Source organism: Duganella sp. CY15W, assembly GCF_009857555.1.
Lineage (GTDB): Bacteria > Pseudomonadota > Gammaproteobacteria > Burkholderiales > Burkholderiaceae_D > Rugamonas > Rugamonas sacchari.
In genome coordinates this window covers 75,650-91,845 of the sequence record NZ_WWCQ01000002.1, presented here as the reverse complement: position 1 = coordinate 91,845, position 16,196 = coordinate 75,650, and the positions used below count along the sequence as shown (strand labels likewise).

The 16,196-nt window shown below is 62.7% G+C and carries 13 protein-coding genes; 4 read left to right on the top strand and 9 right to left on the bottom strand.

The annotated features are described in order from the left end of the window. Window positions 1-35 precede the first annotated feature (35 nt). Window positions 36-929, top strand: a complete 894-nt coding sequence (locus GTP58_RS09985; protein ID WP_161077407.1) for a LysR family transcriptional regulator — start codon at window positions 36-38, stop codon at window positions 927-929. Window positions 930-1,160: 231 nt separating this feature from the next. Here GTP58_RS09985 and GTP58_RS09980 read toward each other — a convergent pair whose 3' ends face one another. The 5 genes from GTP58_RS09980 to GTP58_RS09960 form a co-directional block, all read right to left on the bottom strand. Then, window positions 1,161-2,675 (bottom strand): tryptophan halogenase family protein, encoded by a 1,515-nt coding sequence (locus tag GTP58_RS09980; RefSeq protein ID WP_161077406.1) that lies wholly within the window; start codon window positions 2,673-2,675, stop codon window positions 1,161-1,163. 11 nt (window positions 2,676-2,686) lie between these two features. Further along, window positions 2,687-3,691: a cupin-like domain-containing protein gene (locus tag GTP58_RS09975; protein WP_161077405.1), complete on the bottom strand. Its 1,005-nt coding sequence runs from the start codon at window positions 3,689-3,691 to the stop codon at window positions 2,687-2,689. Next, the gene (locus tag GTP58_RS09970) at window positions 3,684-4,388 is read right to left on the bottom strand and encodes a SapC family protein (RefSeq protein WP_161077404.1); all 705 of its coding nucleotides are present in this window, start codon (window positions 4,386-4,388) and stop codon (window positions 3,684-3,686) included. Before GTP58_RS09970 ends, GTP58_RS09975 begins: the two co-directional genes overlap by 8 nt. Before the next feature lie 13 nt (window positions 4,389-4,401). Then, window positions 4,402-5,940 carry a tryptophan halogenase family protein gene (locus GTP58_RS09965; protein WP_161077403.1) on the bottom strand — a complete coding sequence of 513 codons (1,539 nt, stop codon included), beginning with the start codon at window positions 5,938-5,940 and terminating at the stop codon, window positions 4,402-4,404. 92 nt (window positions 5,941-6,032) lie between these two features. Beyond that, window positions 6,033-8,993 (bottom strand): TonB-dependent receptor, encoded by a 2,961-nt coding sequence (locus tag GTP58_RS09960; RefSeq protein ID WP_161077402.1) that lies wholly within the window; start codon window positions 8,991-8,993, stop codon window positions 6,033-6,035. A 263-nt stretch (window positions 8,994-9,256) separates the two neighbouring features. Here GTP58_RS09960 and GTP58_RS09955 point away from each other — a divergent pair, with 263 nt between their 5' ends. The 3 genes from GTP58_RS09955 (at window position 9,257) to GTP58_RS09945 (ending at window position 12,957) form a co-directional block, all read left to right on the top strand. Continuing rightward, window positions 9,257-10,060: a polysaccharide deacetylase family protein gene (locus GTP58_RS09955; protein ID WP_161077401.1), complete on the top strand. Its 804-nt coding sequence runs from the start codon at window positions 9,257-9,259 to the stop codon at window positions 10,058-10,060. After that, window positions 10,047-11,066, top strand: coding sequence for a LacI family DNA-binding transcriptional regulator (locus GTP58_RS09950; RefSeq protein WP_161077400.1), 1,020 nt, complete (start codon window positions 10,047-10,049; stop codon window positions 11,064-11,066). The genes GTP58_RS09955 and GTP58_RS09950 overlap by 14 nt, the downstream gene beginning before the upstream one ends. Before the next feature lie 94 nt (window positions 11,067-11,160). Further along, entirely contained in the window at window positions 11,161-12,957 is a 1,797-nt protein-coding gene (locus GTP58_RS09945; protein WP_161077399.1) for a hypothetical protein, read from the top strand. 48 nt (window positions 12,958-13,005) lie between these two features. Here the strand turns inward: GTP58_RS09945 and GTP58_RS09940 are convergent, their stop codons facing one another. From GTP58_RS09940 to GTP58_RS09925, 4 genes are read right to left on the bottom strand one after another with little or no spacing between them, the layout of a single operon-like run. Continuing rightward, a complete protein-coding gene (locus tag GTP58_RS09940; RefSeq protein WP_161077398.1) occupies window positions 13,006-15,027 on the bottom strand; it encodes an N-6 DNA methylase in 2,022 nt (673 codons plus the stop codon). Continuing rightward, the gene (locus GTP58_RS09935; RefSeq protein WP_161077397.1) at window positions 15,024-15,239 is read right to left on the bottom strand and encodes a hypothetical protein; all 216 of its coding nucleotides are present in this window, start codon (window positions 15,237-15,239) and stop codon (window positions 15,024-15,026) included. Before GTP58_RS09935 ends, GTP58_RS09940 begins: the two co-directional genes overlap by 4 nt. Next, window positions 15,236-15,652, bottom strand: a complete 417-nt coding sequence (locus tag GTP58_RS09930) for a VOC family protein (protein ID WP_161077396.1) — start codon at window positions 15,650-15,652, stop codon at window positions 15,236-15,238. Before GTP58_RS09930 ends, GTP58_RS09935 begins: the two co-directional genes overlap by 4 nt. Before the next feature lie 21 nt (window positions 15,653-15,673). Beyond that, complete coding sequence (locus GTP58_RS09925) at window positions 15,674-16,126, bottom strand: helix-turn-helix transcriptional regulator (protein ID WP_161077395.1); 453 nt, start codon at window positions 16,124-16,126, stop codon at window positions 15,674-15,676. Window positions 16,127-16,196: the final 70 nt, after the last annotated feature.

The window sequence follows — 16,196 nt, the reverse complement described above, 5'->3', positions numbered from 1 at the left end:
TATGATTTGAGAATTCCAATTTCAGGAATTCTTATATGCTCAATCGCCTGGAGATGTTGCGCATCTTTGTGGCTGCGGCGGAAGCGCGCAACTTCAAGGAGGCTGCCGCCCGGCTGGGGATCTCGCCGCAGGCGGTGACGCGCGCGGTGCAGGATCTGGAGGCGGCGCAGGGCGAGCTGCTATTCCACCGCAATACGCGCGGCGTGCAGATCACCACCTATGGCGAACATCTTGCCGCGCAGGCGCGCGATAGCGTGCAACGGCTCGATGCCTTGTTTCAGCCAGCAACGGAAGCGGCGCCGTTGCAGCCGGAAGGGCTGGTACGCTTGACGGCGCCGGTGGCGCTGGGCCGTCGCCTGATCTTGCCGGTGCTGCACCGACTGGGCAATCAGCATCCGCTGCTGCGCTTTGACGTGCAGCTCAGCGACACGCATGCGGATGTCGTGGACGACCGCATCGATATCGGTGTGCGCTACGGCTCGCTGCATGACAGCCGCTACGTGGCGCGCCGCGTGGCGTCGCCGCCGTTCCGTACGGTGGGCACGCCGGAACTGGTGGCGCAATACGGCAAGCCAAAGACGCTGGAGCAATTGCATGAGCTGCCGACGACCTCGCTGCGTGATCTGAGTACGGGCAGGCCGTGGCCATGGTATTTTGCTGGCGGCCAGCACATTTCGCCGGTCAATCCACGCTTTCTGAGCAATGACTCGGAAGCGGAGTTTGAGGCCATCCTGGCGGGCCGCGGCTTCGGCCAGTTGCCGGGCTTCATGGCCGATGAACATATCGCCAGCGGCCGGCTGGTGCCGGTGCTGCAGAAACTCCAGCCCGACGCCTGGGACATCTACGTCTACCGACCCCAGCGCGGCCCCGTGCCCGCGCGCATCCGGCTGGTGTTCGATGCGCTGGTGAGCAGCCTGGGTATGGGGTAGCTCGCACGCTTCCCTGTGGCGAGTCTTCTGTTTTTCCTTCTATTTTGTTCTGCTTTTTTCTGAAATCTTCTGCTTTGAACTTTTCAGGAGATTTCAGATCTAAATAGAGAAAAGCAGAAGGAGAAATCGAATGAAATCCACAATGACCCTGCAGGTAGACACCGATACCCTGCTGCAGCTGATCTCCGTCCTGAAAATATTCCGCTTCCGCCTTGAAGACGTCGCGTTTGATTAAGCCGCCTTGGCCCCGGCGTCGGCGCGGCCGCAGTAGCGTTCCACATAGGCCTGGTGCGTCGGCAGCTGCACCACGGTGCGGTCGATCCGGCCCTTGATGCCGCCGAGGAAAGCCTTGAGCTCTTCATCGGCCATCAGGTCCGCCGTCTGGTGGTGCGACTTCGGCATGATGCCCTGGCCCAGCATCACCTGTATCCACGAGTTTTCCGCAAACAGCTCGTTCGGGATGCGGAACACGCGGCCGGTTTCCTTGAACAGGTCAATGCGGTGCTTGAGCGACTCCGGAATGCGCATCTCGCGCGCATCGATCCAGAACTGCGCATCCGTACGGTTGTTGACGTGGTAGTGCAGGATGATGAAATCGCGGATGTGGTCGATCTCGCGGTTGCACTGGGCGTTGTACTCGTCGATATCGGCCTGCTGGATGCCATCCGACGGGAACGACTGCATCAGGCGGATCACGCTGCGCTGGATCAGGTGGATGCTGGTCGACTCGATCGGCTCCAGGAAGCCGCTGGACAGGCCGATCGCCACCACATTGCCTTTCCAGGTATTGCGGCGCTGGCACGGCTTGAACTTGATCACGCGCGGTTCAATCAGCGTCTTGCCTTCCACATTGGCCAGCAGCTGTTTGTGCGCCGTCTCCTCGTCCAGATGGCGGCTGGAATACACAATCCCGTTGCCGACGCGGTGCTGCAGCGGAATGCGCCACTGCCAGCCGGCCTGGTGCGCCATCGAGCGCGTCAGTGGCACGGCGTCGCCGACCGAGCTGGTCTGCACCGCAATTGCGCGGTCGCAGAACAGCCATTGCGACCAGTCTTCCACCTCTTCCTGCATGGCGTCGCCAATCAGCAGCGCGCGGAAGCCGGTGCAGTCGATGAACAGGTCGCCCTCAATCACCTGGCCCGAGGCCAGCGTCACCGAGCGCACGTCGCCGTTGTCATGCTTGGCGTAGCTGACGATTTTGCCTTCAATGCGCTGCACGCCGCGTGGTTCGCTGAGGCGGCGCAGGTATTTGGCGTAGCGGCTCGCATCCAGGTGGTAGGCGTAGTTCATGCCGTTGTTGGGCAGGTGGGCAAAGCGGTTTTCCAGCGAGGCCTTGAGCTCCAGGCAGTAGTCGCCATAGTCGCCGGCCACGCCGCGCTCCACGCCCTTGTGCCAGAAGTGCTGGAAGCCCGCAGTCCAGTGGTCGATGCCGGTGGTGCCGAACGAGTGGATATAGTCTTGCTTGACGTCGCGCCAGCTTTCAAAGCTGATGCCCAGCTTGAAGGTGGCCTGGGTTTCGGCCATGAATTCCTGCTCGTTGATCTCCAGCACATTGTGGAAGTTCATGAGCGTCGGGATGGTGGCCTCGCCCACACCCACCGTGCCGATTTCTTCCGACTCGATGAGTTTGATGTCGAGCAGCTTGCCCAGCACCTTGGAGATGCCGGCCGCCGCCATCCAGCCGGCCGTGCCGCCGCCGCAGATCACGACGCGCCGTACCGGCTGGCGATTGTTAGTGTCACGCATGGTTGTCTCCTTTAGCGGTTCAGTCTTTTGAGTAGTTGGGTACGCAGCGCGCGGGCGCCGTCTTCCGTGAGCGGCGCCAGCGCCCCGCGCGCATTGGGCGGTATGTGGGCGGCCGTGTGTTCATCGGCTTCAAAAATGTAGTGACGGAAGATCTCCTGCCATGCCTTGCGCTGGGCCGGCGGCAAGTCGCGCATGGTCAGGAACGCTGCCATCAGTGCATTGGTGGGCGTGTCCATGAAGTCGGGCGATTGCCGCCACCAGTAGTTGATGAGCACATTGAACGGATCGAGCGCTTCAATGTGGTGCCACCACATGCTGGGGATGAACAGCGCGTCGCCCGGTCCCAGCTCGGCGGTCTGCGCATGCTTGAGCGCCTCGGCAAAGCGGGGGAACTGGTCGAAGTCGGGATTCAGGAAATCCACCAGGCTGATGGCCTGGCCGGCCGGCGTGAAGTCCACCGGTCCCACGTACAGATTGGCCAGCTGCTCGGGCGGGAACAGTGTAAAGCGCCGGTGGCCGGCCGCCACCACCGCCACATTGTCCGGCAGGTCGTAGTGGGCGGCGATGCGCGTGCGGTTGCCGATCCAGATGCTGGCCAGCGCGTCGCGCCGCCCGAGGTCGAGGTCATTGAACTGGCGGAAGCCGGGCAGGCAGGTGTCGATGGTGGTCGAGCCGACGTAGATGGTCGGCGCCGGGTGCATGGCGCTTTTGGCTTCGATCTCGTCCAGCACCCCGGTCAGCTTGGCGTGCACGGGCTGGAAGTTAAAGCCGCTCAGGTCGCTGTTGTAGAAGAAGCGGCCGGCCGCTTCCGGTCCGCCCAGCATGGCGCCGATGGTGGCGCCCTGGTAGTAGCGGCGCAGGTAGTCGCTGCCGGCGCGGTCGGATTCGCGCGCCGCGCGCACCATGGGCCAGCTCGACGCCAGTCCGCGCAGCACCAGCGGCGCGGTGGCGCTCAGGAGGGCGTCAGTCAGGTCGGCCGGACCGAGGCCGCTGACTTCGCGGATGGCCTCAGTCATGGCGCGTGGCGTTCTTGCGGTCGATCAGCATGCGGAAGTTGGACAGCGATGCGATCACCAGGTAAATCGCCTGCAGGTGGCCGGCCTGGTGCAGCTTGACGATGGCTTCGCCGCTGAGCGCCTGCAGGCGGTCTTCGTTGATGGTGTAGAAGCCGACCAGGCGGTTCTGCGAACCGTCGTTGAGTTCCACATCCAGCACAAAGCTTTCCAGCAGCTCGTGTTCGAGCAGCGCGGCAACCAGGCCCGGCGTGCCTTGCAGGCCCTGGTGGATGGCCAGCAGCATCGAGTTAGCCTGCTCCAGGAACTCGGTGCTGCCGCCATGCGGCTTGAAGACTTCGACGCCCTCGCTGCGGCTCACGCGCGGGTGCTCGAGATCGACATTCACCATGAGCTCTTCGCCGCTGACGCCGATCAGGAACGGCTGGCGGTCGTGCAGCAGCGGGATGTAGGGCGCGTCCCAGCGCTCGCCGCGCAGGAACAGGTTTTCGCCGTCCTCAAAGCCGAACAGCGCGATCGGCTCGAAGCCCAGGCCATCGGTGGTCTTGCGGAACACGATGGGATAGCAGGCCTGGACGTCGCGGAATTCGGACGGGAAGGTCGGCACCGACATGAGCTGGTCGCCCAGCGCGGCGCCACGGCGGGTGATCACGCGCAGCTCGCGGTGTTCGAGGTTGTTGAGCAAAACTGGATGGGCCATGGGGTCTCTCGTTCTAGATTTTTTGCAAGCCGTGACGCTTGATGTGGTGGATCAGGGCGCGGTTGTCCGGCAGCGCGCCCAGCATTTTGCGCGCCAGACTGGCCGCTTCATGGAAATAGCCGTCCGCCATGGCCGCTTCCTGCGGTTTGGGCGCGCGGCTGAAATCGCTGCGGAAGCCCATGCCGTACAGGATGTACTGGTAGCTGGCGGACGGGAACACTTCTTCGATGCGGTAGAAATCGCTGCGCGACGGCGCCCGGTGCTGCCACAGCGTCAGCAGCTCCTGCAGACGCTCTGGCACCTTGGCCGGGTCCGTGTTGTCGCGCCAGTAGGCGGTGTCGCGCCGCTGGCTCAGCACGTAATGCAGCTTGAGGAAGTCAATCACGCGTTCCCAGCGGTAGGTGAACGCCTCGTTGAAACGCTTGGCGACGATGTCCATAGCCGCGCGCGTGGCCGGCAGTTCTTCGCTGACCATGGCAGCCGACATCTCGACGATGGCCAGCGCCGACGCTTCCAGCGGCTCGATGAAGCCGGCCGACAGGCCGATCGCCACGCAGTTGCGGTGCCAGAATTTCTCCCGGTAGCCGGGGTTGAAACGCAGCTTGCGCGGCGTCGCAATGTCGGTCTGGCCGCTGGTGCGCGCGATGTAGGCGCGCAGCTCCGCCTCGGCCTGGTCGTCGCTGATGTAGCGGCTCGCATACACATGGCCGACGCCGCGCCGGGTCGGCAGGCCGATGTCCCAGATCCAGCCGGCGCTTTGCGCGGTGGAGCAGGTGTGCGAAGCGATCGGGTAATCGTCAGCCGGGTAGGGCACTTGCACTGCCAGCGCGGCGTCGTTGTACAGCACATGCTGCTGCGGGACCAGCGGCACGCCATAGTGCTGGCCCAGCAGCAGCGACTGCATGCCGGTACAATCGATGAACAGCTCGGCCTCAATGTCGCCATGCTGCTGCGTGCGCAGCGCGGCAATGTCGCCGTTGTCATGCGACACCACGCTCAGCACATGGTCGGCGACGTAATGCACGCCGAGCTTTTCCTGGCAGTGCTGGCGCAGGAACAGGCCGAACTTGCCGGCATCGAGGTGGTAGCCGTAGTTGGCCACGGCTGCATACTCGGGCGTCACCACCTGCTTGGGCGCGCGGCCCTGCACGCACAGCAGCGGCTGATAGCTGACCAGGTCGGCAAACGCGCGCTGCGGGTGCTGCGCCTGCCATTGCGCCGGCAAGTCCACTTCGCCATAGCCCTGCGGCAGCGAGAATGGATGGAAATAGCTGTCGTCCGCGCTGCCATCCACCCAGCCATTGAAGCGCGAGCCTTGCTTGAAGGCGGCGTCGCACGCGCGGAAGAAATCGGATTCGGCCACGCCGATGCGGCGCAGCGTATCGCGCATGCTGGGCCAGGTGCCTTCGCCGACGCCAATCGGCGCCACGTCCGGCGATTCGATCAGCGTGATGTGCAGCGCGGCGGGCGCGGCGCGGTGCTCTGCCGCGATCAGGCCGGCGGTCAGCCAGCCGGCGGAACCACCGCCTACGATCACGATACGTCTCAGCATACAGTCCCTTATTACGTAATGGCGTACGAAAATTCTAACCGAAAAAAGGCCGCTGTCCTCACAGCGGCCTCGCAGTCGCGTCGCTACAACGCTTAGAACTTGTAGCGCGCGCCGATCATGTAACGCGGTCCACCTTGCGTCACCGATTCCAGCTGCTGCTGGGTGCGGCTATGCACGCGCTGGATCTGGTTGGTCACGTTGATGCCTTCCAGCTGGAAGCTCAGCTTCTCGTTGTAGGCATAGGTCAGGCTCACGTCCACCTGGCCATACGGTTCCACATATTGCGGGTTTGGTCCCGAACCGTCAAACGTCGACGACAGGAACTGGCCGCGCCAGTTGTAGGCCAGACGGCCGGTCCACTTCTTGTCCTCGTAGATACCGATCACGTTGTACGAGTTGGACAGGCCCACCAGCGCAAACTGCTCGCCCACCGCATTGTTGTCGTAACGCAGACCCGAGTGCACAAAGGTGTAGTTGGTCGAGACGCCAAAGCCGCTTTCGCCGAACATGTGCTGCAGGTTGAGCTCGGCGCCGTTGAGGCTGGCCTTCTTCTGGTTGGAGAAGGAGGTGATCTGGAACTGCGCGACCGGATCGCTCGGCTGGCCGACGATGGTGCCGTTGACATCGCCGTTGACCCCTGGCGGCGTCACGCCTGGCGCGGTCGGGTGGTTCTTGAAGATGTAGTTACGGATGCAGGTAGTGTCGGTATTCGCGCAGGCGCTGGCAATCGCCTCGTTCCACAGCGCGCCACCCACCGGCGTGTGCAGATTGAACGGCGTGGCAAACACGCGCGACTGGCCGGCGTAGTTTTCCAGGTTCTTCTTGAACAGGCCCAGCGACACAAAGTTCTGCTTGCCGTAGTACCACTCGTAGGACAGGTCGAAGTTTTTCGACTTGACCGGCTTCAGCGCCGGGTTGCCGGCCGAGCCGGTGCCGCCGTCGGTCCGCACCAGCGAGTTCAGCGTGGTGCCGCCCTGGATCTGGTCATAGCGTGGACGGCCAATCGTTTCGCCATAGCTGAAGCGCAGCTTCTGGTCCGAGGTCAGCTCGATGTCGGAGTCAAAGCTGGGCAGCAGGTTGTGGTAGCGGCCAGTCAGGGTGGTGAAAGTCGGATCGCCAAACGTGATCGGGAACTCGTTCTGCGACACCCAGCTGATCTTGGTGGCGGACGGCACCAGCGCGGTCGACACCACGTCGGTCTTCTCGTAGCGCACGCCCACCGAGGTGTGGATCGGCAGCCTGGTATCCCAGTCGGTGTTGAACTGCAGGTACAGCGCCTTGGATTTCTCTTCGGTGCGCGCATCGTTGTCGAAGTAGTTCTTCGGCATGTACAGATTCGGCTGGCCGGACGCATTCGCCACCACCTGGCGCACCTGCGCGAAGTTGAAGGTGTAGAACTGGTTGAACAGGTTCGGGTTGCCGCTGCCGTCGATCTTGTCGAAGTACTGGCGCAGCGTGTCAGGGTGCCACAGGCTGCTTGGGTAGTCGGAGGGCTTGGTGGCGCCGCCCCAGGTGTCGCGCTGGTTGTTGGAGAAGGCCGAGCGGTTGTCCACCTTGGTGTAGTTGAGGCCGAACTTGACTTCGGACGCTTCCAGCACTTTCCACGCGCCCTTGGCCTGCAGCTGCTCGACTTCACCCTTCATATAGGAATTGGTGAACACCGAACCGGTGACCTGCTGCGGCTTGCCGACAAAGTCGGCGCCCTCGATGCTGAGGACCGGGAAGTCGTGGCTGAAGTCGGCCGTGGTGTTGCCGCGGCTGAAGCTGGCGGTGCCCAGCGTGTTGCTGGAACCGAACGGGCTGTCGGCGCCCGACACGGCGGTCGAGTGGTGCGCATCAAGTTCCATGCGCAGCGTGCTCGATGGCTTCCACACGGCGTTAAAGCCCAGCGATTTGTTTTGCGTCTTGGTGGCGAAGTCGGCCGCGCCCATGGCAATGTCGCTGTTCGACACGAACTCCTTGTACACCAGCGGGCTCGACGGCGAACCCGAGGTCCAGGCGCTGCTCGACGGCCCAAAGTTAAACCAGGCCGAAATGTCGTTGCGCTTGGTCTGCAGCTTGTTTTCCGAATAGGTGTAGTCGAGCGTGGTGACCAGCGTGTCGACCGGCTTGTACTGCAAGGTCAGCTGGGCATTGGTGCGCTGGCGTTTGACGCCGTTGAAGTTGTAGTTCAGGTTTTGCGGCACCGAGTACAGATTGCCGCCGGTCGGGCGGTTGGTGATGACGCACGCCGGGCAGCTGTCGCTCGGGCCTTGCGGGATCACGCCCCAGCTGTTTTCATCGCCGCGGAACGGGCCTTTCCAGCCATTCGACACGGCCGCATTGTTGAAGCCCAGGTTGCGTTCCTGGTAGCTGCCGGTCAGCGCCACGCCAAAGGTGTTGTTGGCAAAGGTGTTGGAGTAGATGCCCGACACTTCCGGCGTCAGCGAGCGGTTGGCCTGGATGTCGTGCGGCAGCTTGTCGTTGGAGGTGTCATACACGCCCTTGGCGCCAATGCTGGCGTGCAGGCCCGGACGGTCGAACGGTCGCGCGGTCATCACATTGAGCGTGGCGCCGATGCCGCCGGTCGGGGTTTCCGCGCGGCTGGTCTTGTACACCTGGATCTGCGAGATCGCTTCCGACGCCAGGTTGGCGAAGTCGAAGGCGCGGCCGTTGAGGTCGCCCAGATTGGAGGTCGGCATCTGGCGGCCGTTGAGCAGCACCATGTTGAAGTCGGGACCGACGCCGCGCACGGTGATCTTCTGGCCCTCGCCGATGTTGCGGTCGATCGACACGCCGGAAATGCGCTGCAGCGATTCGGCCAGGTTGGTGTCAGGGAATTTACCGATGTCTTCCGCCACAATGCCGTCGACGATGCCGTCGGAATTGCGTTTCAAATTCATCGACGAGAACAGCGATGCGCGCAGACCAGTCACTACCACGCTCTGGACGTCCGCTGGCGCATCGGCCGCCTTGGCCGGCGCCTCTTGCGCGTACACCTGCGCGGCCGCAGCCGCGCAGGCGCTGGCTACCGCCAGACTCATCAGTGATTGCCGTGCTTTAGGATAATGCATGTTATCTCCTGTTTTTATATGAACAACTCCGCCTGCCTACTCTGCAAAACTTGGAAAGCTTTCCAATCCTGTGATGAATATAGCATCGATCAAAAATCAAAGTCAATTCGCAGCGCAGCAGATTGCTAGTAAACCAGTAGCCAGGGGCGCCAAGTGAGGCAAATTGGCAACGTTTCCAATTGATTTCCACCAGCGCCGGGCGTTGACAGCGGCAGCGCGCGGGTGCGATCATCTGGTAACGTTTCCATGTGTGAGGCTTCCGGATGACACGACGCACCTGCTGGACCCTGGCAGCGTTGCTGCTGGCGCCAGCCGCGGCCACCGCCGCCCCCTTTGTCTGGCCCCACGGCGCCCGCGCCGCAGTCAGCCTGGCCTACGACGACGCGCTCAACTCGCAGCTCGACCAGGCCATCCCGACGCTGGACAAGTACGGCCTCAAAGGCAGTTTCTACCTGCAGCTGTCCAATCCGGCGGTCGAGCAGCGCCTGGCCGACTGGCGCCGCGCGGCCGCCCACGGCCACGAGCTGGGCAACCACAGCCTGTTCCACCAGTGCGCGCGCAGCGCGCCCGGCCACGACTGGGTGCAGCCGCAGCGCGACCTCGACACCACCAGCGCCGCGCAGATGCAGGACCAGGTGCTGCTGGCCAACACCATGCTGTACGCCATCGACGGCCAGCGCGAGCGCACCTACACCGTGCCGTGCGGCGACGTGCTGGCGGCCGGCATCAACTACCTGCCCGGCCTGCACCAGGGCTTTGTCGCCATCAAGGTCGGCGGCGCCGCCGTCACCCCGGCGATGCCGACGCTGGACCCGTACGCGGTGGGCGTGTATGCGCCCGAAGGGCAGAGCGGGGCGCAGCTCATCGCGCTGGTGCAGCAGGCCGCCGCCCAGGGCACCATGGTCAACTTCACCTTCCACGGCGTCGGCGGCGACTATCTCACCACCAGCGCGCAAGCGCACGAAGAGCTGGTAAAGTACCTGGCGCAGCACCGCGACCTGTACTGGACTGACACCTTCCTCAACATCATGACTTACGTGAAAAGACAACACCGTGGCGACCATTAAAGACGTGGCCCGCCTGGCGGGCGTGGGACTGGGCACCGCCTCGCGCGTGGTCAGCGGCAAGGGCTCGGTGTCGCCGGCCACCTTGGCCAAGGTGCGCGCCGCGATTGACGAACTGGGCTTCCGGCCCTCGCACGCCGCGCGCACCCTGCTGTCCGGCAACAGCAAGATGATCGGCGTCTACATCCCCGTGCTGAGCGGCACCTTCTACACGCCGATCCTGCAGATCATCGACACCGAGCTGCGCGCGGCCGGCCTGCACATGGTGGTGGCCTTCGGCGCCGGCCTGGGCGGCGCGCGCCAGCAGGCGATTGAAGGCGTGGCCTTCCTGGTCGAACGCGGCTGCGACGGCCTGATCCTCATGACCAACGTGCTGCAGGAAGAAGACCTGAGCGCCATGGGGCCGCGCCCCAAGCCCATGGTGGTGCTGAACCACCACTTCGACAGCATTGCCGCGCAATGCTTCACGGTCGACCACCAGGCGGGCGGCAAGATCGCCGCGCGCACCCTGCTGGACCATGGCCACCGCGACATCGCCATCGTGGCCGGCCCCGGCGGCCTGCCCGACAACGTGCTGCGCGTCACCGCCTTCAAGCAGGAGCTGGCTGCGGCCGGCGTCGATACCAGCGCCATGTGGATGGTGGAAAAAGACTTCTCGCCGGCGGGCGGCTGGTCGGCCGCCAAGGAGCTGGTGGAATCGGGGCGCCGCTGCAGCGCCATGTTCTGCGCCAACGATGAAATGGCGGCCGGTGCGCTGTCCTATTTCCAGGAGGCCGGCATCCGCGTGCCGCACGAGATTTCCGTGATCGGCTACGACGACACGCCAAGCGCCGAATTTTCCGCCCCGCGCCTGAGCACCGTGCACATGCCGTGGCGCGAAATGACGCAGAACGGCGTCAGCGACCTGCTCAACCGCTGCTACGACCTGCAGCGCCCCGTCACACGCCGCTACCCCGTCACCATGACGCTGCGCGCCTCGCTGGCAAGAGTGGGCCAAATAGGTAGATAGACGACGAAATTAAGCGCAATGCGCCCGTCATATCAGAGTGTTGATGTTGCCTTGTGTAAAATTGCATTCACTTGCGGAATTTTGAAAGTGAACGATGGGTGGGGTTGAGCAATATCCAAAGGAGCTTCGTACAGCGGAGCATGAGCGAATTTGTTATCGCCGTAATGAAGCAGTGCGCTTGGGCGCGATGGGCGAACTGCGTAGTGAAAGCCTGAAGGGCCTTGCCTTGTCCGGCGGAGGTATTCGCGCCGGCTTTATTGCGCGCGGATTGATGGAAAAGCTTGCCGAGAGAAAGATGCTGGCTCACTTTGACTATATGTCCTCCGTTTCAGGCGGTGGATATGCCGCCTGTATGCTAACTGATCACGTTGGCAATTTAAAGAAAACGCCGACGTTCACCCCTCAAAACTACAAGCTGCTGGCTCCCTCTTATCAATGGGCCATGATCGTGGCGGGCGGGCTGCTGGACCCCCTCCTCAATTTCCTGCTGCTGTTTGCTTATATTTGTATTCCTGCATGGGCCATTTTCGCGAATGAAGGTAAAGAAGGTAAAAGCCACGCAAGTTTGTTGTTTATTCTGGGTTGTTTGGGGGGAGGGCTGGCCTATTATTCGGCACGTATGAAGTGGTGGACTGCCGCTTCCACCCAAGCACGCGAAAGCGCCGTGATACGGCGGGCCGTCATCCTGATGTTTTTTTGTTTTTTCTCAACGTTCTCTGCAGCAATTTGGATATCTTTCTGGTGGCTGATAGCAATAATTGTCGCGTCCATGCTGGGGAGCGGCGCATTTGTGGCAGCGCGCCCGCACCGCTTCCGGGACTCTGCCAACCCTGCATTTCGCTGGCTTTTGCTGGCACTGCTTTCTGTGCTCGCAGTTGGCACGGTACGCTGGTTTGCTCAATCTTCATGGTTTTTGCCTGTGGATTTTGGGCTGGCGTTAGCAGGTTTGCTAATTGCAATGTACCTAAAAATTTCCTGCCAAAATGGTATGAATTTAATCTTTCGTGCCTATCGGGCCTGTCTGACGATCCGTTTTCTGCCATTTGCAACTTGGCTGACGAAAAAGCGCCCATTTCATGCTACTGGGCAATCGTGGAATCCATACCCCATCATTAATGCGACGGCCAATGTAGGGAGTCATCTGGAAACATTTGAATTGACGCCACTGTATTCTGGGCATGAATTTTCTGGCTACCACCGTACGCAAGCTTGGCTGCCGCAACTGACTTTGGCCGATGCTATGGCAATTTCAGGTGGCGCGATCGACTTTATCAAGAAAACTGCGACAGTGCGGTCATTGCTGGGAGCATTAATTGGTGGCACAGACTACTGGATTCCCAAACAGGGAAGAGCTGATCAGTCAGCCATGCTGAGCCTGGAACGGTTGCTGACGATAGCGGGAAGGAATCCCGCGCAGGCAATTCGTCTCTCAGACGGAGGTTTTGTGGAAAACCTCGGGGTTCTTGCTCTGGCAAAACGGCGAGTACAGAGAATTGTTTGTCTCGATGCTGGTTATGATCCCGATTTTAAGTTTGAAGACTTGCGCAAGCTATGCATCATGCTGCAAACGCAGGGGCTGGGGTGGTTGGAAATTCAGGGCATTGAGCTAGGCGCCCAAGCACGCCGCTTCCGCCAAAACACATCCAATATCCTGTACGGGAAACTGCATTATCCTCAAGGGCCTGATTTTGCGGCAGAAACGGCTGACTATGTCCACATCAAGATTAGTGGTGCGCGTCATCCAATGCAGGGTAAGTATGCGGACTTTCCGCATTTGACTACGCTAGACCAGCGTTTAACCGCAGAGGAAATCGTCGAGCTCTACAAATTAGGCCATGAGCTGGCTGATGAGTTGTGTGACAGTCCCGCACGAGATGTGCTTCTGCGTTAGCAGGACACAGGTCTAGGCCCCATCAGCGCATGATGCCATATCAACGACTCAGCATTGGAACAAGTGTGGCTCTTGTGCGCGTATATCGCAGATCATCTTTGCACCTTGCTCCAAGTGGTTTAGTGCCGTTTGGTAAATAGCGGTTTGCTGCCATATGGCCTGAGTGAGAGCCGATCCCACTTTTGGTATCGGGATGAGCACCTGCGCCAGTTCCGCCGTGCGGATGCGGTTGTGCGAGGCTGAAGTGCCCGAGGTCAGGCTTTGGATCTGCTTCTGCACGGCAGCCGTTTGCATCAGATAGGCCAACAGATAGGTGTGCTGGGACTGCTTTATGCGCATCACTTCAAACTCGGTCGAGCACAAGGTCGGCACGCCAAACTCCGGCGTGATGCAGATGCGCGGAATACGTGGGTTCAGACGCGACAGCAGCAGCTCGCCCGCCTGCGTCGGCATGCCCGGCATCTTGGGCGCATGGCGCAGCGCGCTCGTCATGTCCAGGAAACCTTCGCCCAGCACGTGCAGCACCGAGATGAAGGCCCAGCCTTCCTGCCATGGCGTGGGGCGGCGCGTGTCGCCGAGGAACTCGACCAGTTCGCCCAGCGGCGTCAGCTGGTAGTCAGCGTTCTGGCGCAGCACCGCCACCGTTTCAACGCGGCGTGCGCTGTAGTGGCTGGCGGTCCACGGCCCCTGCAGCAGCATGGCCTCCGGCACCACCACGCACGATGGCGCCGCGTTCAGCACGACGGCCGCGGTGGCGCCGTCGTGCGCGGCCGTACGGCGATAGGCATCCATGATGGCCGGCAGTTGGTTCACGCCCTGGCGCACCTTGACCTGCACCCCTTTGCGCGACGACACCTGGAAGCCCAGATCGGTGGCGATGCCCAGCAACGCTGCCGCTGGCGCCGGCGTGCGGCCCTTGCGCAGATACAGCACCGACGTGCGGGTGCGTGTGCCCGCCTGGGCAAACGTGGTGGACGGCAGATCGATCACCGCCTTCACCGTGGCCATGCCCGCCAGATGCTTGCGCAAGGTCGCCGCCACGCCTTTGGCGGACACCACGCCATCCGGCACCACCATCAGCAGGTGGCCGCCGTCACGCAGCAAGGTCATGCAGCGGTCGACAAACAGCAGCTCGGAATCGATCATGCCGGTGGACGAACGCGGCGCGCAGAAGAATGGCGTATTCTCTGCACAGCGCTGGCTGATGGCGTGCTCCGGATAGCGCGCGCCAAACGGCGGATTGGTCAGGATCACATCGACCTCGCCGTTGCAGGCATCCAGCGCCGAACCGCGCTCCAGCGAATTGCCCAGCGTGACGCGGTGCTGCTCGACATCGAACAGCGCCATATTGATGGTGGACAGGCGCACCATGCGCTCCACCTTGTCCTGGCCAACCAGCCGCAGGCGCTGCGGCGGCAGCGTGCCGGACTGGCGCGCGCGGCGGTAGGCCGCCGCCAGGAAAGAACCGACGCCGCAGGCCGGATCGGCAATCAGCCAGTGGCGCCCGGGATCGGGACGCGCCGCCAGCTCGCGCTCCAGCTCAAGAAACGCCATGTCCGCGATCAGGTCCACCACTTCGGGCGGCGTCATGTACTGCGCGTCTTCCGTATTGCCGCGGAAGTTGTCGCGGATGAAGTGGCCGAAGGCCTCGTTGAGGATGTCGAACGGCTGGCCGGCGCCGCGCAAATCAAACGCCAGGTCGACGCAGTCGCGGATCAGCGCGATCAGCTCGCGCGCCAGCGCTTCGTCGCCCGTACGCAGCGCCAGCGCCGGCCGGGCGCCAAAGATGGAGCTGCCGTCGGCCAGCGTGTACTGTGGCAAGCGCGCGGCCGCGGTGAAGGCCGCGTTGAGCGCAGCGATCAGCTGCGGCGCGTCGGCCCCGGGAAAAGCCGGGATGGCGCCGGTTTTGAACGCCAGATACGCGGCAAACAGTTTCGCCACCTCGTCCAGCTTGGCGTTGGCGTCATCCAGCCGGCCCGAGCGGTGAAAGCTTTGGTGCAGATCCCACAGCGCGGCGTTGATGCGTTCGTACACCATCGCCAGCGAGGTGCCGACGGTCAGCGTGTTCATCGCGCGCCGCGCTGCCGGCCGGTGTAGGGCAGGGCAAACAGATACAGGCCCGACAGCAGCATCAGGAACAACGGCGGCAGTGGCGCATAAGTGATCCACGGCGGTGGCTCGCCCGGCGCCGTCGCCCGCGCCACGAAGTTGGCGATCACCGTCAGCGTGAACAGCATCGACAGCCAGCGGTGGCTCTGGCGGATGGCGTGGGCCCAGCTCATTGCGTGTTGCTCCGCGCTGCCTCGATCATCTTCCAGCCGTTGCCGGACGGGTCGCGGAAACCGGCATCGACCTTGCCGTAGCGCGCCACCGGCTCCTGCGTGAATTCGACGCCGGCCTTGCTCAGGCGCTCGTAGGCGGCGCGGCAATCGTCAACCTGCAGTACCAGCGGCGGCATCGCCCCCTTGGCCACTAGCTCGTGCAGCGCCTGCGCGGTGGCGGCGTCATGCACGGGCGCCCCGGGACGGAACAGGCCCAGCTGGAACGATGGCTGTTCGGCCAGCTGCACCGTCAGCCAGCGGTAATCGCCGTTGCGCACATCGGTATGCACCACAAAACCAAGTTTCTCGTAAAACGCCAGCGCTTCATCCTGATCGCGCACATAGATACCGGCTACATCGACACGTTGATTCATATCCCCTCCGTTAAAGTGAGATCACAGTTTGCCAGTGGCTTTCTGGCGGCGCTTCTCCAAAACTGCGATATTGAGGTCAGGCCGCTCGGCGCCGCGCATCACGCATTCCGGGATATGCGCGGCTGCGTCCGGCGCCGGACGCGTCGTCACACGCAGCTCGCCAGGACTGGCGCCCGTGATATCGCGGAAAATGCGGCCGAACGTGCCCAGGCTGGTCCAGCCGGTTTGCAGGGCGATATCGGTAATCGGCAGGTCGGTGTCGCGCAGCAGCGCGCTGGCGCGCTCGATGCGGCGCGTGAGCAGATAGCGGTGCGGCGGCAGGCCGAACGCCTTCTTGAACTCGCGCGCAAAATAGGCCGGCGACACCGCGCTGACCTCGGCCAGGCGCCCGACCGGCCACTCCTCGTGGGGCGCGCCATCCATCCGGTCCTTCGCCCGCAGCAGTCGCCGCAGCAGCAGAGGGCTCTGAGCCATCCCGTCCTCGCAAATCTGGCAAGCATAGCAAAAACGCCACCCGAGGGTGGCGTTTTTGCTATTTATTTTC

Coding starts and splice junctions, on each gene's coding strand:
- GTP58_RS09985 (WP_161077407.1), top strand. CDS start 36: ATGCTCAATCGCCTGGAGATGTTGCGCATCTTTGTGGCTGCGGCGGAA.
- GTP58_RS09980 (WP_161077406.1), bottom strand. CDS start 2,675: ATGCGTGACACTAACAATCGCCAGCCGGTACGGCGCGTCGTGATCTGC.
- GTP58_RS09975 (WP_161077405.1), bottom strand. CDS start 3,691: ATGACTGAGGCCATCCGCGAAGTCAGCGGCCTCGGTCCGGCCGACCTG.
- GTP58_RS09970 (WP_161077404.1), bottom strand. CDS start 4,388: ATGGCCCATCCAGTTTTGCTCAACAACCTCGAACACCGCGAGCTGCGC.
- GTP58_RS09965 (WP_161077403.1), bottom strand. CDS start 5,940: ATGCTGAGACGTATCGTGATCGTAGGCGGTGGTTCCGCCGGCTGGCTG.
- GTP58_RS09960 (WP_161077402.1), bottom strand. CDS start 8,993: ATGCATTATCCTAAAGCACGGCAATCACTGATGAGTCTGGCGGTAGCC.
- GTP58_RS09955 (WP_161077401.1), top strand. CDS start 9,257: ATGACACGACGCACCTGCTGGACCCTGGCAGCGTTGCTGCTGGCGCCA.
- GTP58_RS09945 (WP_161077399.1), top strand. CDS start 11,161: ATGGGTGGGGTTGAGCAATATCCAAAGGAGCTTCGTACAGCGGAGCAT.
- GTP58_RS09940 (WP_161077398.1), bottom strand. CDS start 15,027: ATGAACACGCTGACCGTCGGCACCTCGCTGGCGATGGTGTACGAACGC.
- GTP58_RS09935 (WP_161077397.1), bottom strand. CDS start 15,239: ATGAGCTGGGCCCACGCCATCCGCCAGAGCCACCGCTGGCTGTCGATG.
- GTP58_RS09930 (WP_161077396.1), bottom strand. CDS start 15,652: ATGAATCAACGTGTCGATGTAGCCGGTATCTATGTGCGCGATCAGGAT.
- GTP58_RS09925 (WP_161077395.1), bottom strand. CDS start 16,126: ATGGCTCAGAGCCCTCTGCTGCTGCGGCGACTGCTGCGGGCGAAGGAC.